The following is a 17,485-nucleotide window of genomic DNA, read 5'->3' as shown; positions in this document are numbered from 1 at the left end:
GGCAAGTTCCATTCCGCCACGTGGGCCGGTCGGGCAATTGTGCCGAAAACGGATAATCGACCAGGGTTCAGCTGCCTGCGCCGGCATGGGCCTCTTCAAAGAAAAAGTCCTTCCAGCTGTCGGCCTGGTTTTTCAGCACGCCCAGTTCGTGCAGCTTCTCGGCATAGATGTAGGTGCGTTGCGGGACGACAGTGAAGTCGATTTCGGGGTCAGTGACGATTTTCTCCACCAGCGACAGCGGCAACTTGGACTGTTCTACGCGGATGTAGGTCTGGGCAGCGGCCGGCTTGTCGGCCTTGATGATGCCTTGCGCCTCCACCAGGGCGTCGTAGAACGCCTTGTAGGTCTTGGGGTTTTCGTCGTGGAATTTTTCCGTGGTGTAGAGCACGTTGAACGTCGCCGGCCCGCCCAGCACATCATAGGAGCTGAGCACCTTGTGTACGTTGGGGCTTTGCAGTGCCTGATACTGGAACGGCGGGCTGGAGAAGTGCGAATTGATCTCCGACTGGCCGGCGACCAGCGCCGCCGTCGCATCCGGGTGCGGGAGGCTGACCGAGATATCGTCGAACTTCTTGAAGTGATCGTTCCCGAACACCTTGGCGGTTTCGATCTGCAATGTGCGCGACTGGAACCCGACACCCGCCGCCGGGACGGCGATCCGGTCCTTGTCGGTGAAGTCCTTGAGGCTCTTCACGTTCGGGTTATTGGTCAACAGATAGTTGGGCATCGACCCCAGCGAGGCGATGGCCTTGACGTTCTGCTTGCCACGGGTCCGATCCCAGATCGTCAGCATCGGCGGAACGCCCGCCGACACCACATCCAGGGCACCCGTCAGCAAGGCCTCGTTCATGGCCGTTGCGCCGGAAATGCTGTTCCAGTCCACCTTGATATCGAGGCCCTGGGCCTTGCCATGTTTCTCGATCAACTGCTGGTCACGCACCACGTCGAGGATCAGGTAGCCAATGCCAAATTGCTGGGCGATGCTGATCTTGCCTTCGGCGTGGGCCAAGGAATTGAGCAGCGCAGTGGCCGCCAGGGAAACCAACAAGGTGAGCGCAGAACGCTTGAAAGCCATGGTCTGGTGAACCTCACAGTAAGTGGAAAAGACTGAGATCACGACTTTAAAGCTATAAAAATATTAATTTAAATACCGGAATAGCATATCAATAGTACCTAAATGTTCGGCATCCGAACCCATGAAATCGCACTCACGGGTACGATCACTTGATAATCTTGCAAACCTCCCCTGACGAACACCCAGCGCAAAGCGATCATGAACGAGATGACCCTGGACGTCGGCATCGCTGCCGAGTCCATTTCCCAACCGCGCACACTGGTATTCCTGGCTTATCCGCAGATGGGTCTGCTGGACCTGACCGGCGCCCAGACCGTTTTCTGGGCCGCCACCAAAGCCATGACTGAACGCGGCCTGCCCGGCTACACCCTGCACACCGCAAGCTTGGAAGGCGGGTTGATGCAGACCGCCGAAGGCTTGGTCGTGGATACCCGTGCCCTGCACGAGCTCGACGGGACGCTCATCGACACGTTGATCGTGCCTGGCGCACCGGACATACGGCAGGCGATGATTGACTGTGTCGACCTGGTGCAATGGCTGCGCAACGCCTCGGTCACGGCCCGGCGCACCGCATCGGTATGCAGCGGCACCTTCCTCATGGCCCAGGCCGGCTTACTGGACGGACGCCGCGCCGCCACCCATTGGGCCATGTGCGACATGCTCAAGAGCGGCTTCCCCTCGATTGAAGTGGACCTGGACGCGATCTTCATCCAGCAGGACGCAGTGTGGACCTCGGCCGGTGTCAGCGCCGGCATCGACATGGCCCTGGCTCTGGTCGAAGCCGATTGTGGGCGCGAGGTGTCCCTGCAGGTGGCCCGTGAGCTGGTGGTGTTTCTCAAGCGGCCCGGGGGACAAGCGCAGTTCAGCCAACTGTTGCAGTTGCAGATGCAGGACAGCGCCGGGTTCGACGAACTGCACGCCTGGATGACCGAACACCTGAATGACGACAATCTCACCGTCGAACGACTGGCCCGCCAGGCAAGGATGAGCCCACGCAATTTTGCCCGGGTCTACAAACGCCAGACCGGACGAACCCCGGCCAAAGCCGTCGAGATGTTCCGCCTTGAAGCCGCGCGTCGAATGCTGGAAGACTCCCAGCGCAACATCGACCAGATCGCCCGATCCTGCGGCTTCGGTGACGAGGAACGAATGCGTCACACCTTCCAGCGCCATCTCTCGATTTCCCCCCGGGAGTATCGCAACCGGTTTTCCCGCTGAGCGCGAACCCCTTACGGTACGGTCCCGTCAGGCCACTCTCCTCGAGTTCTCCCGCGGGTCGGCCTGCTCGGCCAGGAACGCGCTGCAACGCGAACGTAGCCAGCGCTCCCCCGGATCATTGTGCGAGGCGCCGCGCCAGACCATGGAAAGCTCGTGCTGTGGCAAGCAGATCGGAGCCGCTTGCGCCCTCATGCCGGTCGTCACCGCCATCGCCCGGGCAACGTAATCCGGCACAATGGCTATCATGTCGCTCTGGGCCAACAGCACGGGCAAGGCGCTGAATTGCGGGACAGTCAACACCACCCGACGCTGGCGGCCCATCAGGCATAACGCGCGATCCGAGTCATCGATGACATTGCCCATGGACGACACAATCGCATGGGGCCGACGGCAGAACTCGTCCAGCGTCAGTTCACCGGGCTGCGAATCGGCGCGCAACAGCATCGGTCGAATCGGCCGCAGCAACTTGCGTCGGGCATTGGCCGGCAGCTCCAAGGTCGGGCTGATTCCCAGAGAAATCTCACCGCTGGCCATCAGTTGGGACAACTGCCATTGATCGGTCCGGCGCACAACCAATGTGGTGCCCGGTGCCTCGGCCCGCAGGCGGCGCAACAGCTCCGGCAACAGTGCGTACTCGACGTCATCGCACAGCCCGATATGGAAGGTCGCCTCGCTGGTGGCCGGCTCGAACGCCTGACAATGGCTCAAGGCGGCAGCGATGCCGTCCAGCGCCGGTGACAGATTGGAGAAGATTTCCTGGGCCCGGGAGGTCGGTTCCATCAGCCGTCCCGAACGGATGAACAACGGATCATCGAACATCAACCGCAAGCGCGCCAGGGCACTGCTGATCGTTGGCTGGCCGAGAAACAGCTTTTCGCTGACGCGGGTAACGTTTTGCTCGTGCATCATGGTTTCGAAGACCACAAGCAAATTGATGTCAGCACGACGCAAGTCATTTCTGTTCATCATAGTCATCGCCTCAGGCGCCAGGCCATTGAGTCAGAAGTGAACAAGATCACCGCCCAGGCCCTTCATCAAGGCACGGCGGCGACGAGGTGTTGAAAGCGTAATCCCCGGGGCAGGCCAGTGTCTGTCGTACGTGGGGACACTCGACTCACCCTTTGGGCGGCGTCATCGATACTTAGGTATATATCCAGGCCCTGTGGCAAACAGCGCCGTTTGTGGCGAGGGAGTCCCCGCCACGTCTTCGACGCTGCGCTGTCGCGCAGGGAACTAGAGCGACGTCCACGAGATATCTGTTTTTGATCGTTCCCACGCTCTGCGTGGGAATGCATCCCGTGACGCTCTGCGTCACACTCCAGAAGCGGAACGCGGGGCGTCCCTGGCGACATTCCCACGCAGGAGCGTGGGAACGATCGATATGTATTTTCAGCCTTAAAAATCACATGGTTGCAATTTATTCCATGAGAGCTTGCTCCCGCTGGACTGCGCCGCGGCCCCTCTCCTCGGCGCGACTTGGCGGGATTTCAGGGTTTTATGTCCTACCTCAGACAAAGGGCCACTTCTAAGATACGAACCGATGCTCTGTCTCCCCGACATCCCAGAGCGAGACCCCGTAAAAACAAAAGGTCTGCCAGCGTGCCCCTACCCTCCGCGATGCTCAAGAACGTCTATGACAGCCTTCGATACCCCCCATGCCAGAGCGGGCCGCGACCGACGATGGGAATCAGTACCCACCCGTTGGTCAACGCCCTCGGCTGGTTGGTAGGCCTGGTGGTGGCCTGCGGGGTTGTCATCATCAACTCCGAAACCCATTCCGACCTGGCCCCGACTCTGCTGTACATCACCTTGTTGTTGATGGCGGCCAACTTGTTTTCAATCAACTTGGTGATCGCCGTCGCGCTGATGAGCATGTTCTTGCTCACCGCAATGTTCTTGTACAACGGCGACTATCACCGCTGGGAATCGACCACCGGTTTCTTCCGCTGCCTGACCGCATTGTCGGCCATCGCGTTCCTGGCCTTGCGCAGCAAGCAGGCGTCCGACAGCCTGCGGCATAACGAGGCTTACCTGATCGGCGCCCAGCGCCTGAGCCAGACCGGCAGCGTGGGCTTTCGCGGTGATCGGAAAGAGATGTCCTGGTCGGAGGAATCGGCACGGATCTTCGAATACCCACCCAGCAGGACGCCGACGGTGTCGATGATGCTGGAGCGTACCCATCCTGAAGACCTGGAGTTGGCACGCGGGGTTTTCTTGCAGGCCGCCGGCGGCGAACCACAGATCGAGGTCAAGCTGCGCCTGCTGATGCCTGATGGACGTATCAAGCATATCCACATGATCGCCAGTCCACTGCTCGTCCAGCATGGCCGTTTCCAGTACCTCGGCGCACTCATGGACGTCACCGCCAGCAAGCTGGCCGAAGAAGCATTGTTCCGCGCCCAGAGCCAACTGGCCCACGTCACTCGCTTGACCTCCCTGGGGGAAATGGCCGCGTCCATTGCCCACGAGGTCAACCAGCCACTGACGGCCATCACCAGCAGCGGCGAGGCCTGCCGCAGATGGCTCGAACGTCCGGAACCTGATCTCGATGAGGCCCTGGATTGCCTCGACCGGATCGTCGCCAACGGCTGTCGTGCCAGCGAGGTCATCAGCGGTATCAGGGCGCTGTCGCGCAAGTGCGATCCGTTGCGCCAACCCGAACGGCTGGACGACATCGTCCGCGAGACCCTGAACCTGGTCCAGCAACAACTGACGCATCATAAAGTCCGGGCAAAGCTGGACCTGGCAGCGACGGACGGCCAGGTCAGCGCAGACCGGGTGCAACTGCAGCAAGTGATCATCAACCTGATCATCAATGCCTGTCACGCCATGGACGGGGTCAAGGTACACGCACGAATCCTGCACATACGCACCTGGACAGAGGATGACGAAGCGCTGCTGGAGGTGACCGACCACGGAACCGGCATTGCTCCCGAAGTCCTGCCGTCCTTGTTCAATGCGTTTTTTACCACCAAGGAAAACGGCCTGGGCATGGGCCTTTCCATCTGCCGGTCCATCATCGACTTCCATGACGGCAGGCTCTGGGCGACCAGCGAAACCGACCAAGGCACCTCGTTCAGGTTCGCGCTGCCGCTGCTCGCTTGCACCACCCTGGCAGGGAACGCCCAATGACCCCCACACACACCCACCCGGTCATCGACCATGCCCCCGTCGTCTACATCGTCGACGACGACGCACCGCTGCGCCAATCCCTCGGCAGCCTGCTGCGCTCCATTGGCCTGCAGGTCCACTTGTTCGGTTCGGTCGCGCAGTTCATGAACCATCCCCGGCTCGACCTGCCCAGTTGCCTGATACTGGATGTGCGGCTGCAAGGCGCCAGCGGCCTGGATTGCCAACGCGAACTGGCCGCGGCCAACGTTCACCTGCCAATCGTGTTCATGACCGGTTACGGTGACATCGCCATGACCGTGCGGGCAATGAAGGCCGGTGCCGTGGATTTCCTCGCCAAACCGTTTCGCGAGCAGGACCTGATCGATGCCGTAGCCGCCGCCCATCAGCAGGACCGGCTGCGGCACGAGTCCAAACGCAGCCACCAGCAACTTCTTGATCGCTACGCCGCATTGACGCCCCGGGAGCAGCAGGTCATGGCGCTGGCAGCGTCGGGCTTGATGAACAAGCAGATCGCCGGGGAAATAGGCTTGAGTGAAATCACGGTCAAGATTCACCGCGGCCAAGCCATGCGCAAAATGTGCGCACGTTCGTTCGCCGAGCTGGTGCGCATGGCTCAGGTACTGGAATTGCGTGGCGAGCAGTAGAAAGTTCATACCCACGTATACTTGGCGGGCCCATTGGACGGCGTATCTTGCACTGATAACGGGCGCCTTTATGGCTACCTGATATCACCCCAGGTATCGACATGTCCAACACCGCAATCATTTCAATTATTGATGATGATGAATCAGTTAGAATTGCCCTGGATGGTTTGTTGCGTTCCCACGGATATTCAGTTGAAACATACGCCAGCGCCTTGGATTTTTTATCTTCCTGCGAACTTGAAAATACAGCCTGCCTGATATCGGATATACAAATGCCCGGCATGACGGGTATTCAGATGTACGATCGCCTGTCGGCCCTGGGCGTTAATATCCCGATCATTTTCATTACCGGATACCTCGGCGTGCCGCCCCGTACCAGCGCTGCTGCGCCGGAGCCGGTGGCGTTTTTCCCGAAGCCCTTCGACTGCGCTGAATTGATCGCCTGTATCGAATCGGTACTGGCCCGGTCTGCTTGACTGCGCCGCACCCTCATACCTTCGTATAGATCATACCTACCCAAGCATGGGCCCGATGACCTTATGTAGAAGTGTTAAACACAGCTCCGATCAATATGATTTCCTACAGCGAACCGAAACTGAATGTGCTTGATGTGAATACATTGAAGCCAGGCGTTTCTGGAGTACTTCGCGCCACGGTCACGCTGAACAGATTAATTCATTCAACGTATCGATTTTGTCTTCGGGAGCAAATCATGAAACAGCAAATTCTGGTTATTGGTGCTGGCTTCGGCGGAGTATGGAGCGCATTGAGCGCGGCCCGCCTGCTGGACCAGCATGATCGAAATGACGTGCAGATTACTGTCCTGGCGCCCCAGGCGGAATTGCGCATCCGGCCTCGTTTCTATGAGCCGGACGTCCACACCATGATGGCTCGGCTGGACGGACTGTTCGATGCAGTGGGCGTGAAGTTCGTACAGGGCTCGGCGAGCAGTATCGACGTCGAGGGCAAACGGGTCGGCTACGTGGACGTATTCGGTACCCAGGGCAGCCTGGGTTACGACCGATTGGTCCTGGCGGCGGGCAGCAAACTGTTTCGCCCCGATCTCAAAGGCATGCTCGAACATGCCTTCGACGTCGATGAGATCGAACAGGCAACGCGCCTCGAAGCCCACATCAAGTCCCTCAAAAACCTGCCGGACAGTCCAGCCCGCAACACCGTGGTGGTGGCCGGCGGCGGCTTCACCGGCATCGAAACCGCCACCGAAATGCCGACCCGCCTGCGGGCCGCCCTGGGTGAGGACGCGAACATCCGGGTCATCGTGGTGGATCGCGCGCCGCAGATCGGCGCGTCGTTGGGCGACGGTATTCGCCCCTCCGTGATCGAAGCGTCCGATCACCTGGGCATCGAGTGGATCCTCAATGCTTCGGTCGACTCGGTGGATGCCGGCGGTGTCACCCTGTCGAACGGCCAGCGTATCGAGTCCAATACCGTGATCTGGACCGTGGGTTTCCGTGCCCACCCGCTGACCCAGCAAGTGCCAGGCACCCGCGATCACCAAGGCCGCCTGCACGTCGACGGCCATCTGAAAGTGTTGGGACAAAACGACATATTCGCCACCGGTGACGTGGCCTACGCCGCCACCGACACACTGGGCAATTACGCGGCGATGTCTTGCCAGCACGCCATATCCCTGGGGCGCTACGCCGGCAACAACGTCGCGGCCGACCTGCTGGGTATGGCGCCGATGCCCTACAGCCAACCCAAGTACGTGACCTGCCTGGACCTGGGCGCCTGGGGCGCGGTGTATACCGAAGGTTGGGATCGCCAACTCAAGCTGGTCGGGCAGGAAGCCAAGGATCTCAAGACCCAGATCAACAGTGTGTGGATCTACCCGCCCGCCGCCGACCGCGCGGCGGCCCTGGCGGCGGCTGACCCGTTGATTCCGGTGGCCTGACCCTTGCGCCCTTCCCCGGCCAGTCTCTCCTTTCTGCGCCGGGCTTTCCCAGACGCCTGCCAATGATTCTTCGGCGGGCGTTTTTTGGGCTGGCTTCTCCCCAAGCCAGTCTGAATATCGTCACTGCCCAGCAAAATCCGTATCAATGCCCACCCCGGCCCACTGAGCACAAGGTAAGGTAGGCAGAAACCATCCGGATCGAGGTGTGCCGTGGCGTCCTATTCCTTGCGTCAGCTGAAGTACTTTGTCACCACCGTTGAATGTGGCAGCGTCGCTGAGGCATCCCGCAAGCTGTACATCGCCCAGCCATCGATTGCCACCGCCATCAAGGGGCTGGAGGACAGCTTCGGCGTGCAATTGCTCATCCGTCATCACGCCCAGGGCGTATCGTTGACGCCCGGCGGCGCGCGCTTCTATCGCAAGGCCCAGGAACTGTTGCGCATGGCCCGGGAGTTCGAGCAGAACGCCCTGGCCGATAACGATGTGGTCAGTGGGCAAATCGACATCGGCTGCTTCGAAACCGTCGCCCCGCTCTACCTGCCGCGCCTGATCGCGGGCTTTCGCCAGCGCTTCCCGGGGGTGGAGATCCGCGTGCAGGACGGCGAGCAACAGGAACTGGTGCAAGGTTTGACGGGTGGACGTTTCGACCTGGCGATTTTCTATGAGCACGACCTCGACAGCACCATCGAGACCGAGGCGTTGACGGCACCGCAACGGCCCTATGCGTTATTGCCGGCTGGGCATCGCTTCGCCGATCAGGCCCAGGTCTCGCTGCGTGACCTGGCGCTGGAACCGATGATCCTGCTGGACGTACAGCCCAGCCGGACCTATTTCGTGAGCATCTTCGAGGAGCTGGGCCTGACGCCCAACATTGTCTTCAGCTCGCCGTCCATCGAGATGGTCCGTGGCATGGTCGGCCAGTCTTTCGGTTTTGCCGTGCTGGTGACCCGCCCGCACTCCACCTGCACCTACGATGGGCAACACCTGGTGTGCGTCGACATCGCCGAGGACGTGACCGGTTCGGCCTTGGTGGCGGGTTGGCTCAAACGCACCCACCTGACCAAACCGGCCCAGTTGTTCGTGGATTACTGCAAGGAACAGTTCAGGCAATGGCTGGCCTGAACCCTGTGGCGAGGAAGCGTTGATCGTCCCCATGTTCTGCGTGGGAATGCATCCCGTGACGCTCTGCGTCACCCTCCAGAAGCGGAACGCGGAGCGTCCCTGGCGACGTTCCCACGCAGGAGCGTGGGAACGATCGGTCCATGGTGAGGAGGCGGTTCGGTGCCTAGCGAGCCGCCCAGGCGTTGAAACGTTGCTCCAGTTCCTCGCCATGGTCGACCCAGAACTCCGCATCCACGGCTTGCGCTTCAGCCAGGTTGGCTTCGGCGGTTGGCAACTGCTCCTGTACCGCCGTCGGCAACAAGGCGAGTGTCTTGCGGTGCACCGGCCCATAAGGGATGTTTTCCGAAAACACCTTCTGGGTCTGTGGCTGGCTGGCAAAGGCAATGAACTGCTCGGCCAGGGCCTTGTTCGGCGTGCCCTTGACCACGGCCCAGTACTCCGGGTCGTACAGGCTCTGCGGCCAGACAATGCTCAGCTTCATGCCTTCCTTTTGCGCCGACGCGATGCGCCCGTTATAGGCGGCACTCATCGCAACGTCCCCCGCCACCAGCCATTGCGCCGGCTGGGCGCCGGCTTCCCACCACTGGATATTCGGCTTGATCTGATCCAGTTTGGCGAAAGCCCGGGACACGCCCTCCGGTGTGTCCAACACCTTGTACAAGTCCTGCGACTTGACTCCATCGGCCAGCAAGGCGATCTCCAAGGTGTACTTGGCCCCTTTGCGCAGCCCGCGCTTGCCCGGGTACTGGGCAACGTTCCAGAAATCCGCCCAGGAGCTGGGCGCCTTGGCGAGCTTGCTCTGGTCATAGGCCAGGACCATCGACCAGACGTAGGTGGCGACACCACACTCATTGAGTGCGCCGGGCACATAGTTGGCCGGGTCGCCAAGGCCGGCCAGGTCAAGCTTCTCGAACAAGCCTTCCTCACAGCCTCGCAGCAACTCGGGGCTTTCCACTTCGACCACGTCCCAACTGGTGTGACCGGCCGTGACCATGGCTTTGATCTTCGACAGCTCACCGTTGTATTCGCCGGCCACGATGCTTCCTGCACCGCTGGCGTTGAAGGGTTGGAAGTAGGCCTTGTCCTGGGCCTGCTTGGTGGCGCCGCCAAAGGAAATCACGGTCAAGCTCTGGGGCGCGGCCATGACGCTGGAACTCAACAACGCCAACGCACACGCAATATTGCAACGCAAGGATCTGGACATGGAGCGGTTCCTCGAAAATGCCGGCTCGCCCGCACGAGCCGGCGACGGGACTCAAGGGTGGCCGTAAGCGCGGGCGGAGTGGTCTACAGCAATAAGGCTCTTGTCGGCCCATTCGTTGAGGTCGGCACAACTGGCCGCCAGGATTTTCCTGAGGTTGAAATCGTTCACTTTGGCCGCCTCGTGGTCACGGACCATTGGGTTCAGCGAGATAGCTCGCCAACCGATCCATCAAGCGATCGCAGGCGGCCATTTGTTCAACGCTCACGTATTCGTCGGGCTTGTGCCCCTGCTCCATGCTGCCGGGGCCACAGACCACCGTTGGCACGCCAGCCTGGTGAAACAGGCCGCCTTCGGTGCCGAAGGCAACGGTGCTGAAAGCGTCGCTGCCGCACAGCCGCGCAACCAGTTGTGCAGCAGCGCTGTCAGGCGCGGTCGCCAGGCCCGGGTAGGCGGACAGTGGTTCAAAACCAATCGCCGTATCGCCCGCCACCGCCTGCATCGCCTGCATCGCCGGCAGCAGTTCCTGTTCGGCAAAGTCCTGCAATTGCTCGGCCACCACCTGGGGATTGAAATCCGGCAAGGCGCGCACTTCGAAATCGAAACGGCAATCGGCCGGGACAATGTTCAGCGCCGTGCCGCCGTGGATCACCCCGACCTGCACCGTGGAAAACGGTGGATCGAAGCGCGGGTCATGCCGCGATGGTTCGGCCAGCTGTGCACCGATCTCGCCCAAGCGCCCCATCAGGCGCGCCGCCTGCTCGATGGCGTTGACCCCGTAAGGTGCATAGGCCGAATGACAGGCCGCCCCTCGGACATGACAACGCATCGCCAACTTGCCTTTGTGCCCCAGCACCGGTTGCAGTCGGGTGGGTTCGCCAATCAGGCACAGCGCTGGTTGGGGAATTCGCCGAACCAACGCGTCCAACAGACTGTGAACGCCCAGGCAACCCACCTCTTCGTCATAGGAAAACGCCAGGTGCAGCGGTCGACGAAGCGCGCTGGCGAGGAACATCGGCACCGCTGCCAGCACCGATGCCAGATACCCCTTCATGTCCGCCGTACCACGCCCGAACCATTTGCCGTCCCGCTCGGTCAGGCAGAACGGATCGACCGTCCAGGCCTGCCCATCCACCGGCACCACGTCGGTATGCCCGGACAACACCACGCCACCGGGTACCGCTGGGCCAATGCTCGCCAGCAAGTTGGCCTTGGTTCGCTCGGCGTTGTAGATCAGCTCGCTATCCACGCCCAGCCCTTGCAAGTAATCGCGCACGAACTCGACCAAGGCCAGGTTCGACTCGCGACTGACCGTGGCAAAGCCCACCAGCTCGGCAAGCAGGGCGCGGCTGCGCAGCTCACTCATCACCCGGCACTCCATAACTGGGCGCCAGCGTCGGGTTGAGCGCGCGGGTCAGGTAAGCCTGCAATTGCGGCTGATAGGCGAGCCAAAGCTTTTCCAGTTCGCCGATGGGGTTTTCCTCAACCCAGTCCACCCGCAGATCGACGATGGGCCAGGTCAGGTCATCGACCACCGACAGCGCCGCCGAATGCACCGCCCCGGCCTCCCCGCCTGCCGCCTGCCCGGCCTGCAACGCGCTCACCAAACGTGCTGCAAGACAGCCGGCGCTATGCTCGAAGGCCGCGACCATGGCCTCGATCACCGCACCGTTGGCCAACAGATTCCCAGCCGCCACGCATTGCTCACCGGCCACGGCGTTGCGGGTGCCCAAGGTATGCTCGCCACTGAAAATCGCCGTGCGCCCCTCGGCATCGATCACCGCCACCTGGCGATACTGGCTGTAGCCATTGCGTGCCAGCGTCCGCTCCAGCGCCGCTTGGGCCACCAGGCCGCCGGCCAGTTCGTCAAGAATCTGCGGCCCCAAGGCCGGCAGGGTAATGTTCTGGCTCGACACCGCGCCGACGCCCGCGCGCAACCAGGGGCAACGGGCGCCGACGGCAATGCTCGAGGAACTGATGGCGATGCCCAGCTGGCCGGTTTCGACACAGCGTCCAACGATGGAAAAAGTCATGCTCCGCTCCTTATTCAGGGATCACCGCGATCACGTCGATTTCCATCAGCCACTGCGGCTGGCCCAAGGCACTGACCACCAACCCGGTGGAGATCGGAAACACGCCCTTGAGCCACTTGCCGACCTCTTGGTACACCGGCTCGCGGTAACGCGGGTCGATCAGGTAAGTGGTGGTCTTGACTATGTGGCTCAGGTCGCTGCCGGCCTCTTCCAACAGTTGCTTGACGTTGCGCATGGCCTGCTCGGCCTGAGCGCGAGGATCGCCCAGGCCCACCAGTTGACCGTTGAAATCAGTGCCAACCTGGCCGCGCACATAGACGGTGTTGCCGGCGCGCACGGCCTGGCACAGGTCGTTGTCCAGCGTCTGGTTCGGGTAGGTGTCCTTGGTGTTGAACATGCGAATACGTGTATGAGTAGGCATCAACGGACTCCCGTGAGACTGGTTTTCGAACGATACGAATCGCTGTCGCGCGCGGGGGCCTGGCGCTGGGCAGCATCTTGATAGGCGAGGTAAATGCGTTGCTTCACGATGTGATCGGCAATGTGCCGGGCGTCATGCCAGACGCCCCAGATGAACGCCGAGCCTCGTCGCGACAACCAGGGCAAGCCGACGAAATACAGGCCCGGTTCGCTGGAAACGCCGCGCTGATGCCGAGGCTTGCCGTTGGCGCCGAGGGCGTCGACTTTCAGCCAGCTGTAATCCACCGAATAGCCGGTGGCCCAGATGACGCTGGTCACCCCGGCGGCGACCAGGTCCAGCTCCAGGATCGGCTGGGTCAGGCATTGCGGGTCGGGCAGTTGGTCGCGGGCTTGAGGTTCGAGCGGCAGGTCCAGGCCATTGCGGGCAATGTAGGCGTCAGCGGCATCCAGCAGCGCCAGATAGTTCTCGTCGCCACGGGCGATGTTTTCGGCAAGATTCGGCTCAAAGCTCACCACGCTGCCGTTGAACGATTTCGTCAGCCCCACCAGGGTGATGCCCTCGTGGGCCAGCCGGCGAAAATCCACGGTATGACCGCCACGGGCGCCGCTCACCGCAATGGTGACGTGTTCCTTGCCGGGCTTGACCGCTTCCGCATCCCACTCGCCCAACACACCTAGCCACCAGCAGAAATCGCGGTTGCGATAGGCCCGCGGCGGACGATCGTGGGCACCCACCGAGAGATAGACCTGCTTGCCTGCGCGCTGCAGCTCATCGGCGATCTGCACCCCCGACGACCCGGCACCCACCACCAACACCGCCCCCTCGGGCAATTGCCGAGGATTGCGGTACTGGGCCGAGTGCAACTGGGTAACCGTCGGCATATCCGGCGCAATTGGTGGAATCACCGGCTGCTGGAAGGGCCCGGTGGCGACGACGACATGGATCGCCTCGATCAAGCCTTCGGAGGTTTCAATGGTGAAGCCTGGGCGACCGACATTGCGCTCGACTTTCCTGACGTCCACGCCGGTACGGATCGGCGCGTTGAACTTGCTGGCATAGGTTTCGAAATAATCGGCCACCTGGTCCTTTGTCGCGAAGTCATCTGGACCGAGCCCGTCGAATTCCAACCCTGGAAAGCGGTCATGCCAGGCCGGCCCGTTGGCCACCAGCGAATCCCAGCGTGATGTGCGCCAGGCTTCGGCAATGCGGCTTCGCTCCACCACCAGATGCGGCACGCCTTGCCGGCTCAAGTGCTCACTCATGGCTATGCCGGCCTGGCCGGCGCCTATAACAAGCGTATCGATGCGTAGGGTTTCAACGGGCATGTCTGTGCACTTCCGGCAGTAGGTTTGGTTCAGGCCGGCATAGCGCCGCCTCGGGTTCTGATTTTTTGTTGTTCTGCGCTTGCAGCTATCGAGATCAGATGTCGAGGCGATTGTGTTGGCGGAGGGAGATTTGCGAAACGAGGGTTTTTATCGTTGCTGGAAAGGAAAAAAATGGGCTATTGCGTGATGATCATTCCCACATTGGTTCTGCGTGAGAACGATCGATCGCGTTAACTAGTTCACTGCATCCGCGCCGGAAACGCCTTGAGTTCCAGTTTCTCCATCACCAACCCGATGAACGCCGAAACCGCCAGCGGCAACTGCCGCCGGCTCGGATAGAGCACATTCAGGCCGAAGCCGATGCGCCGGTATTGCGGCAGCACACGCACCAGACTTCCAGCTTCCAGGTCGAGGCTGCTCAGCGCCCCCGGCAACACGGCGATGCCCAGGCCGGCGACGGTCGCCCTGCGCAACGCCTGGGCGGTGTTGGCGTGGAATCGGCTGGCGATCTGCACCTGTTCCTCGATGCCGTCCGGGCCAACGAATCGCCAATGGGCCATGCCGCCGGGATGGCCGAAACTCACGCCGTCGTGGTGAGCCAGGTCCTGCAACGAAAGCGGCGTGCCGCGCGCGGCAATGTACGCGGGACTGGCAACCATGCCGTCGCCGTCGTTCTTGAGCAGTTGACGACCGACATACCCCGAGTCCTGCAAGGGACCGCCGCGAAAGGCAACGTCGATGCGGTCGGCAATCAGGTCGACCCGGGCATCGCTGAGCACGAAATCAAGTTGCACTCGCGGATGTGCGGCTAAAAAGTCGGCCACCCATTCCATCGGGAAGAAATCGAAAAAATCCGCCATCGCCGCGATGCGCACCAGGCCGCTGGGCTCCTCGCTGCCCATGATCAGTTCCTGTCCGGCATCCATCAGGCCGTCCACCGCATCCACGCAGCGTTCATAAAATCCCTGGCCCGCATGGGTCAGCGTGAGTTTGCGGGTGGAGCGCTGCAGAAGTCGCGATTCCAGTTGCGCCTCCAACTGCTGGACCCGTCGGCTGACGGTATTGGAAGGCATCCCCAGGCGCCTGGCAGCTTCGGCGAAGCTGCCGCTGCGGACCACCTGGACGAACAGCGCAACATCGTTGAGATCGAGCATGGCGCACACATTCCTTCGTTTCATGGATGAGTTCAATCCGATTGTATCGGCTAATCAATCCATTGGCAGGCACTTATCCTTCTCGCATCGAGGCCCAACGCCCAAGACTTGGAGGCAACCCATGAACAGCATCGTCGCAGCACCGCCGCGCGCCATCGTCCACCGCACCTCCGGTAGCAGCCATGGGCCGATCACCCGGCTCATGAGCCCCGGCGACCTGGGCCAGATCTGCAAGCCATTCGTGTTTCTCGATCACTTCGCCTTCAACGCCGATGCCATGCAAAGAGGTTTCGGCATGCACCCTCATTCCGGGATCGCCACGCTGACCTACATGATCGAGGGACAAGTGATCTACGAAGACACCACGGGCCAGTCAGGCACGCTGCCCAGCGGCGGCATGGAGTGGATGCAAGCCGGTAACGGCGTGTGGCACACCGCCCGGCCGGTCGCAGGTTCGCCGATCCAAGGCTTCCAGCTCTGGGTTGCGCTGCCGGCGGCGGAAGAAAATGCCCCGGCCAGCAGCGTCTACCTGGCCCCCTCCGAGATCCCCCGTGAAGGTCCGGCGCTGGTATTGCTCGGCCAATACGGCGCGGCCCGCAGCAGCGTCGCGGCGCCAGCGGGCATGAATTACCTCGCCGTGCAGTTGCAGGACAACGAGCACTGGCGCTACACGCCACCGGCCGGGCACACCGTCGCCTGGCTGGCGGTCAACGACGGCAGTCTCGATGCTGGCGGCCACGTCAATGCTGGAGAAATGGTGGTATTCGAAGCGTCCGGAGAGGCCATCGACATCGTTGCCCGAGGCGCGACCTCCTTCGTACTCGGTTCGGCGGTCAAGCATCCCCACGACCTGGTGATGGGCTACTACTCGGTGCACACCAGCGAGGTCGCCCTGGAAAAAGGCGAGAAAGAAATCCAGCGCATCGGCGCCCTTTTGCAACAAGAGGGTCGGTTGGCCTGACCGACCCTCGAATCAATCCCTAATTCCTACCCGATCCCTTAGAGGTGAATCATGACTGACATCGGTCTCGATCTTCTGTTGTCCCGCACTCAAGTTGGCAAACTGTCCCTGAACAACCGCATGATCATGGCACCGATGACCCGCAGCCGCGCGGGCGCTGGCGATGCAGCCACGCCCCTGATGGCCGAGTACTACAGCCAACGGGCCAGCGCCGGCCTGATCATCAGCGAAGGCTCCCAGGTGTCGGCCCAGGGCAAGGGTTACCTGCGAACGCCAGGGATCTTTACTCCTGAGCAGATCACCGGCTGGAAACAGGTGACCGACGCGGTCCATGCCGAGGGCGGGCAGATCTTCTTGCAGCTCTGGCACGTGGGCCGTCTTTCCCATCCATTGGTGCAGGTCAACGGCGCCCAACCCGTAGCCCCTTCGGCAATCAAGGCCGATGGCGAGATCTATACCCCCGAAGGGCTCAAGCCCTATGAACTGCCACGGGCCCTGGCGCTCGATGAAATCCCCGGCGTGGTCGCCGACTTCCGCCAGGCCGCGGCCAACGCGAAGCTGGCCGGCTTTGACGGTGTGGAGATTCATGGCGCCAACGGCTACTTGATCGACCAGTTCCTGCGTGACGGCACCAACCAACGTACCGATGCCTACGGCGGCTCGATCGAGAACCGCGCGCGCTTCCTCAAGGAAGTGGTCGAGTCGGTGATCGAAGTCTTCGGCGCCAGCCGTGTCGGCGTTCGCCTGTCGCCGATCTTCAGCTACTTCTCGATGAGCGACAGCAACCCGCAGGCGACTTTCGACTATACGGCCAGAATGCTCAGCCGCTACGGCCTGGCTTACCTGCACATCGTGGAATTGGGCGAAGGCCCGTTCGACTTCCTGGAACTCAAGCGTCGCTTCGGCGGGACGTACATTGCCAATGGCGGCTACAGCGCCGAACGCGCCGCCACTGCCATCAGCCGTGGAGAAGCTGACCTGGTGGCATTCGGCACGCCGTTTTTGGCAAACCCGGACCTGGTGGAACGTTTCAAACGAGGCCAGGCGCTGAACACCCCTGATGCGTCGACGTTCTACCAGGGTGACGAGCGTGGTTATACGGACTATCCGACCTTGGCCGGGGCTCAAGCCGGCCAAGAAGCTTAATGTTCAAGACCTGTGGGAGATTCTATGTTGCAGGGCAACCCTGCAACATAGGCTTCGGCTGGTATTCGCTCTGATTTTTCATCAAGGCAAATGCCACCCGGCAGAGCTTGCGAGCAAGCACCACCAATGCCTGGGTTT

The 17,485-nt window shown here is 61.5% G+C and carries 16 protein-coding genes and 1 pseudogene; 8 read left to right on the top strand and 9 right to left on the bottom strand.

What is annotated here, in order from left to right; translation table 11 throughout:
• Positions 1 to 67 precede the first annotated feature (67 nt).
• On the bottom strand, positions 68 to 1,075 hold the full coding sequence (locus tag KGA89_RS14630; protein WP_223471909.1) for an ABC transporter substrate-binding protein: 1,008 nt from the start codon (positions 1,073 to 1,075) through the stop codon (positions 68 to 70).
• Between the two features lie 207 nt (positions 1,076 to 1,282).
• Between KGA89_RS14630 and KGA89_RS14625 the strand changes: the two genes are divergently transcribed.
• Positions 1,283 to 2,293, top strand: a complete 1,011-nt coding sequence (locus tag KGA89_RS14625; RefSeq protein WP_411740641.1) for a GlxA family transcriptional regulator — start codon at positions 1,283 to 1,285, stop codon at positions 2,291 to 2,293.
• Positions 2,294 to 2,320: 27 nt separating this feature from the next.
• On the opposite strand, the gene KGA89_RS14620 is transcribed toward KGA89_RS14625, so the two are convergent.
• Positions 2,321 to 3,262: a LysR family transcriptional regulator gene (locus KGA89_RS14620; RefSeq protein ID WP_317846382.1), complete on the bottom strand. Its 942-nt coding sequence runs from the start codon at positions 3,260 to 3,262 to the stop codon at positions 2,321 to 2,323.
• A 711-nt stretch (positions 3,263 to 3,973) separates the two neighbouring features.
• Between KGA89_RS14620 and KGA89_RS14615 the strand changes: the two genes are divergently transcribed.
• The 5 genes from KGA89_RS14615 (at position 3,974) to KGA89_RS14595 (ending at position 9,106) form a co-directional block, all read left to right on the top strand.
• Positions 3,974 to 5,425 (top strand): sensor histidine kinase, encoded by a 1,452-nt coding sequence (locus tag KGA89_RS14615; RefSeq protein WP_411740640.1) that lies wholly within the window; start codon positions 3,974 to 3,976, stop codon positions 5,423 to 5,425.
• The gene (locus tag KGA89_RS14610) at positions 5,422 to 6,069 is read left to right on the top strand and encodes a response regulator transcription factor (protein WP_223471906.1); all 648 of its coding nucleotides are present in this window, start codon (positions 5,422 to 5,424) and stop codon (positions 6,067 to 6,069) included. Before KGA89_RS14615 ends, KGA89_RS14610 begins: the two co-directional genes overlap by 4 nt.
• Before the next feature lie 101 nt (positions 6,070 to 6,170).
• Positions 6,171 to 6,545 (top strand): response regulator transcription factor, encoded by a 375-nt coding sequence (locus KGA89_RS14605; protein WP_223471905.1) that lies wholly within the window; start codon positions 6,171 to 6,173, stop codon positions 6,543 to 6,545.
• Positions 6,546 to 6,781: 236 nt separating this feature from the next.
• Positions 6,782 to 7,984, top strand: a complete 1,203-nt coding sequence (locus KGA89_RS14600) for an NAD(P)/FAD-dependent oxidoreductase (protein WP_223471904.1) — start codon at positions 6,782 to 6,784, stop codon at positions 7,982 to 7,984.
• Between the two features lie 210 nt (positions 7,985 to 8,194).
• Positions 8,195 to 9,106 (top strand): LysR substrate-binding domain-containing protein, encoded by a 912-nt coding sequence (locus KGA89_RS14595; protein WP_003201562.1) that lies wholly within the window; start codon positions 8,195 to 8,197, stop codon positions 9,104 to 9,106.
• Between the two features lie 163 nt (positions 9,107 to 9,269).
• On the opposite strand, the gene KGA89_RS14590 is transcribed toward KGA89_RS14595, so the two are convergent.
• From KGA89_RS14590 to KGA89_RS14565, 6 genes are all read right to left on the bottom strand, one after another.
• The gene (locus KGA89_RS14590; protein ID WP_411740639.1) at positions 9,270 to 10,250 is read right to left on the bottom strand and encodes an ABC transporter substrate-binding protein; all 981 of its coding nucleotides are present in this window, start codon (positions 10,248 to 10,250) and stop codon (positions 9,270 to 9,272) included.
• 244 nt (positions 10,251 to 10,494) lie between these two features.
• Entirely contained in the window at positions 10,495 to 11,673 is a 1,179-nt protein-coding gene (argE, locus tag KGA89_RS14585) for an acetylornithine deacetylase (RefSeq protein ID WP_223471902.1), read from the bottom strand.
• Entirely contained in the window at positions 11,666 to 12,340 is a 675-nt protein-coding gene (locus KGA89_RS14580) for a DUF1028 domain-containing protein (protein ID WP_223471901.1), read from the bottom strand. Before KGA89_RS14580 ends, argE begins: the two co-directional genes overlap by 8 nt.
• A gap of 10 nt (positions 12,341 to 12,350) precedes the next feature.
• On the bottom strand, positions 12,351 to 12,761 hold the full coding sequence (locus KGA89_RS14575; protein WP_003201555.1) for a RidA family protein: 411 nt from the start codon (positions 12,759 to 12,761) through the stop codon (positions 12,351 to 12,353).
• Positions 12,761 to 14,086 (bottom strand): flavin-containing monooxygenase, encoded by a 1,326-nt coding sequence (locus KGA89_RS14570; RefSeq protein WP_223471900.1) that lies wholly within the window; start codon positions 14,084 to 14,086, stop codon positions 12,761 to 12,763. Before KGA89_RS14570 ends, KGA89_RS14575 begins: the two co-directional genes overlap by 1 nt.
• Positions 14,087 to 14,325: 239 nt before the next feature.
• Complete coding sequence (locus tag KGA89_RS14565; protein WP_223471899.1) at positions 14,326 to 15,240, bottom strand: LysR family transcriptional regulator; 915 nt, start codon at positions 15,238 to 15,240, stop codon at positions 14,326 to 14,328.
• Between the two features lie 121 nt (positions 15,241 to 15,361).
• Here KGA89_RS14565 and KGA89_RS14560 point away from each other — a divergent pair, with 121 nt between their 5' ends.
• Both KGA89_RS14560 and KGA89_RS14555 read left to right on the top strand, forming a co-directional pair.
• On the top strand, positions 15,362 to 16,201 hold the full coding sequence (locus KGA89_RS14560) for a pirin family protein (RefSeq protein WP_223471898.1): 840 nt from the start codon (positions 15,362 to 15,364) through the stop codon (positions 16,199 to 16,201).
• A gap of 51 nt (positions 16,202 to 16,252) precedes the next feature.
• Positions 16,253 to 17,347 (top strand): alkene reductase, encoded by a 1,095-nt coding sequence (locus tag KGA89_RS14555; RefSeq protein ID WP_223471897.1) that lies wholly within the window; start codon positions 16,253 to 16,255, stop codon positions 17,345 to 17,347.
• Positions 17,348 to 17,369: 22 nt separating this feature from the next.
• Here the strand turns inward: KGA89_RS14555 and KGA89_RS14550 are convergent.
• A pseudogene (locus KGA89_RS14550) lies at positions 17,370 to 17,485 on the bottom strand (IS110 family transposase); the annotation flags it as partial.

Source organism: Pseudomonas sp. A-RE-22 (genome assembly GCF_019956035.1).
Lineage (GTDB): Bacteria > Pseudomonadota > Gammaproteobacteria > Pseudomonadales > Pseudomonadaceae > Aquipseudomonas > Aquipseudomonas brassicacearum.
This window is presented reverse-complemented; position numbering and strand designations above follow the sequence as displayed.

Bases quoted from the DNA above. Each gene is read 5' to 3' on its own strand.
- KGA89_RS14630 (WP_223471909.1), bottom strand. From the start codon at position 1,075: ATGGCTTTCAAGCGTTCTGCGCTCACCTTGTTGGTTTCCCTGGCGGCC.
- KGA89_RS14625 (WP_411740641.1), top strand. From the start codon at position 1,283: ATGACCCTGGACGTCGGCATCGCTGCCGAGTCCATTTCCCAACCGCGC.
- KGA89_RS14620 (WP_317846382.1), bottom strand. From the start codon at position 3,262: ATGATGAACAGAAATGACTTGCGTCGTGCTGACATCAATTTGCTTGTG.
- KGA89_RS14615 (WP_411740640.1), top strand. From the start codon at position 3,974: ATGGGAATCAGTACCCACCCGTTGGTCAACGCCCTCGGCTGGTTGGTA.
- KGA89_RS14610 (WP_223471906.1), top strand. From the start codon at position 5,422: ATGACCCCCACACACACCCACCCGGTCATCGACCATGCCCCCGTCGTC.
- KGA89_RS14605 (WP_223471905.1), top strand. From the start codon at position 6,171: ATGTCCAACACCGCAATCATTTCAATTATTGATGATGATGAATCAGTT.
- KGA89_RS14600 (WP_223471904.1), top strand. From the start codon at position 6,782: ATGAAACAGCAAATTCTGGTTATTGGTGCTGGCTTCGGCGGAGTATGG.
- KGA89_RS14590 (WP_411740639.1), bottom strand. From the start codon at position 10,250: ATGGCCGCGCCCCAGAGCTTGACCGTGATTTCCTTTGGCGGCGCCACC.
- argE (WP_223471902.1), bottom strand. From the start codon at position 11,673: ATGAGTGAGCTGCGCAGCCGCGCCCTGCTTGCCGAGCTGGTGGGCTTT.
- KGA89_RS14580 (WP_223471901.1), bottom strand. From the start codon at position 12,340: ATGACTTTTTCCATCGTTGGACGCTGTGTCGAAACCGGCCAGCTGGGC.
- KGA89_RS14575 (WP_003201555.1), bottom strand. From the start codon at position 12,761: ATGCCTACTCATACACGTATTCGCATGTTCAACACCAAGGACACCTAC.
- KGA89_RS14570 (WP_223471900.1), bottom strand. From the start codon at position 14,086: ATGCCCGTTGAAACCCTACGCATCGATACGCTTGTTATAGGCGCCGGC.
- KGA89_RS14565 (WP_223471899.1), bottom strand. From the start codon at position 15,240: ATGCTCGATCTCAACGATGTTGCGCTGTTCGTCCAGGTGGTCCGCAGC.
- KGA89_RS14560 (WP_223471898.1), top strand. From the start codon at position 15,362: ATGAACAGCATCGTCGCAGCACCGCCGCGCGCCATCGTCCACCGCACC.
- KGA89_RS14555 (WP_223471897.1), top strand. From the start codon at position 16,253: ATGACTGACATCGGTCTCGATCTTCTGTTGTCCCGCACTCAAGTTGGC.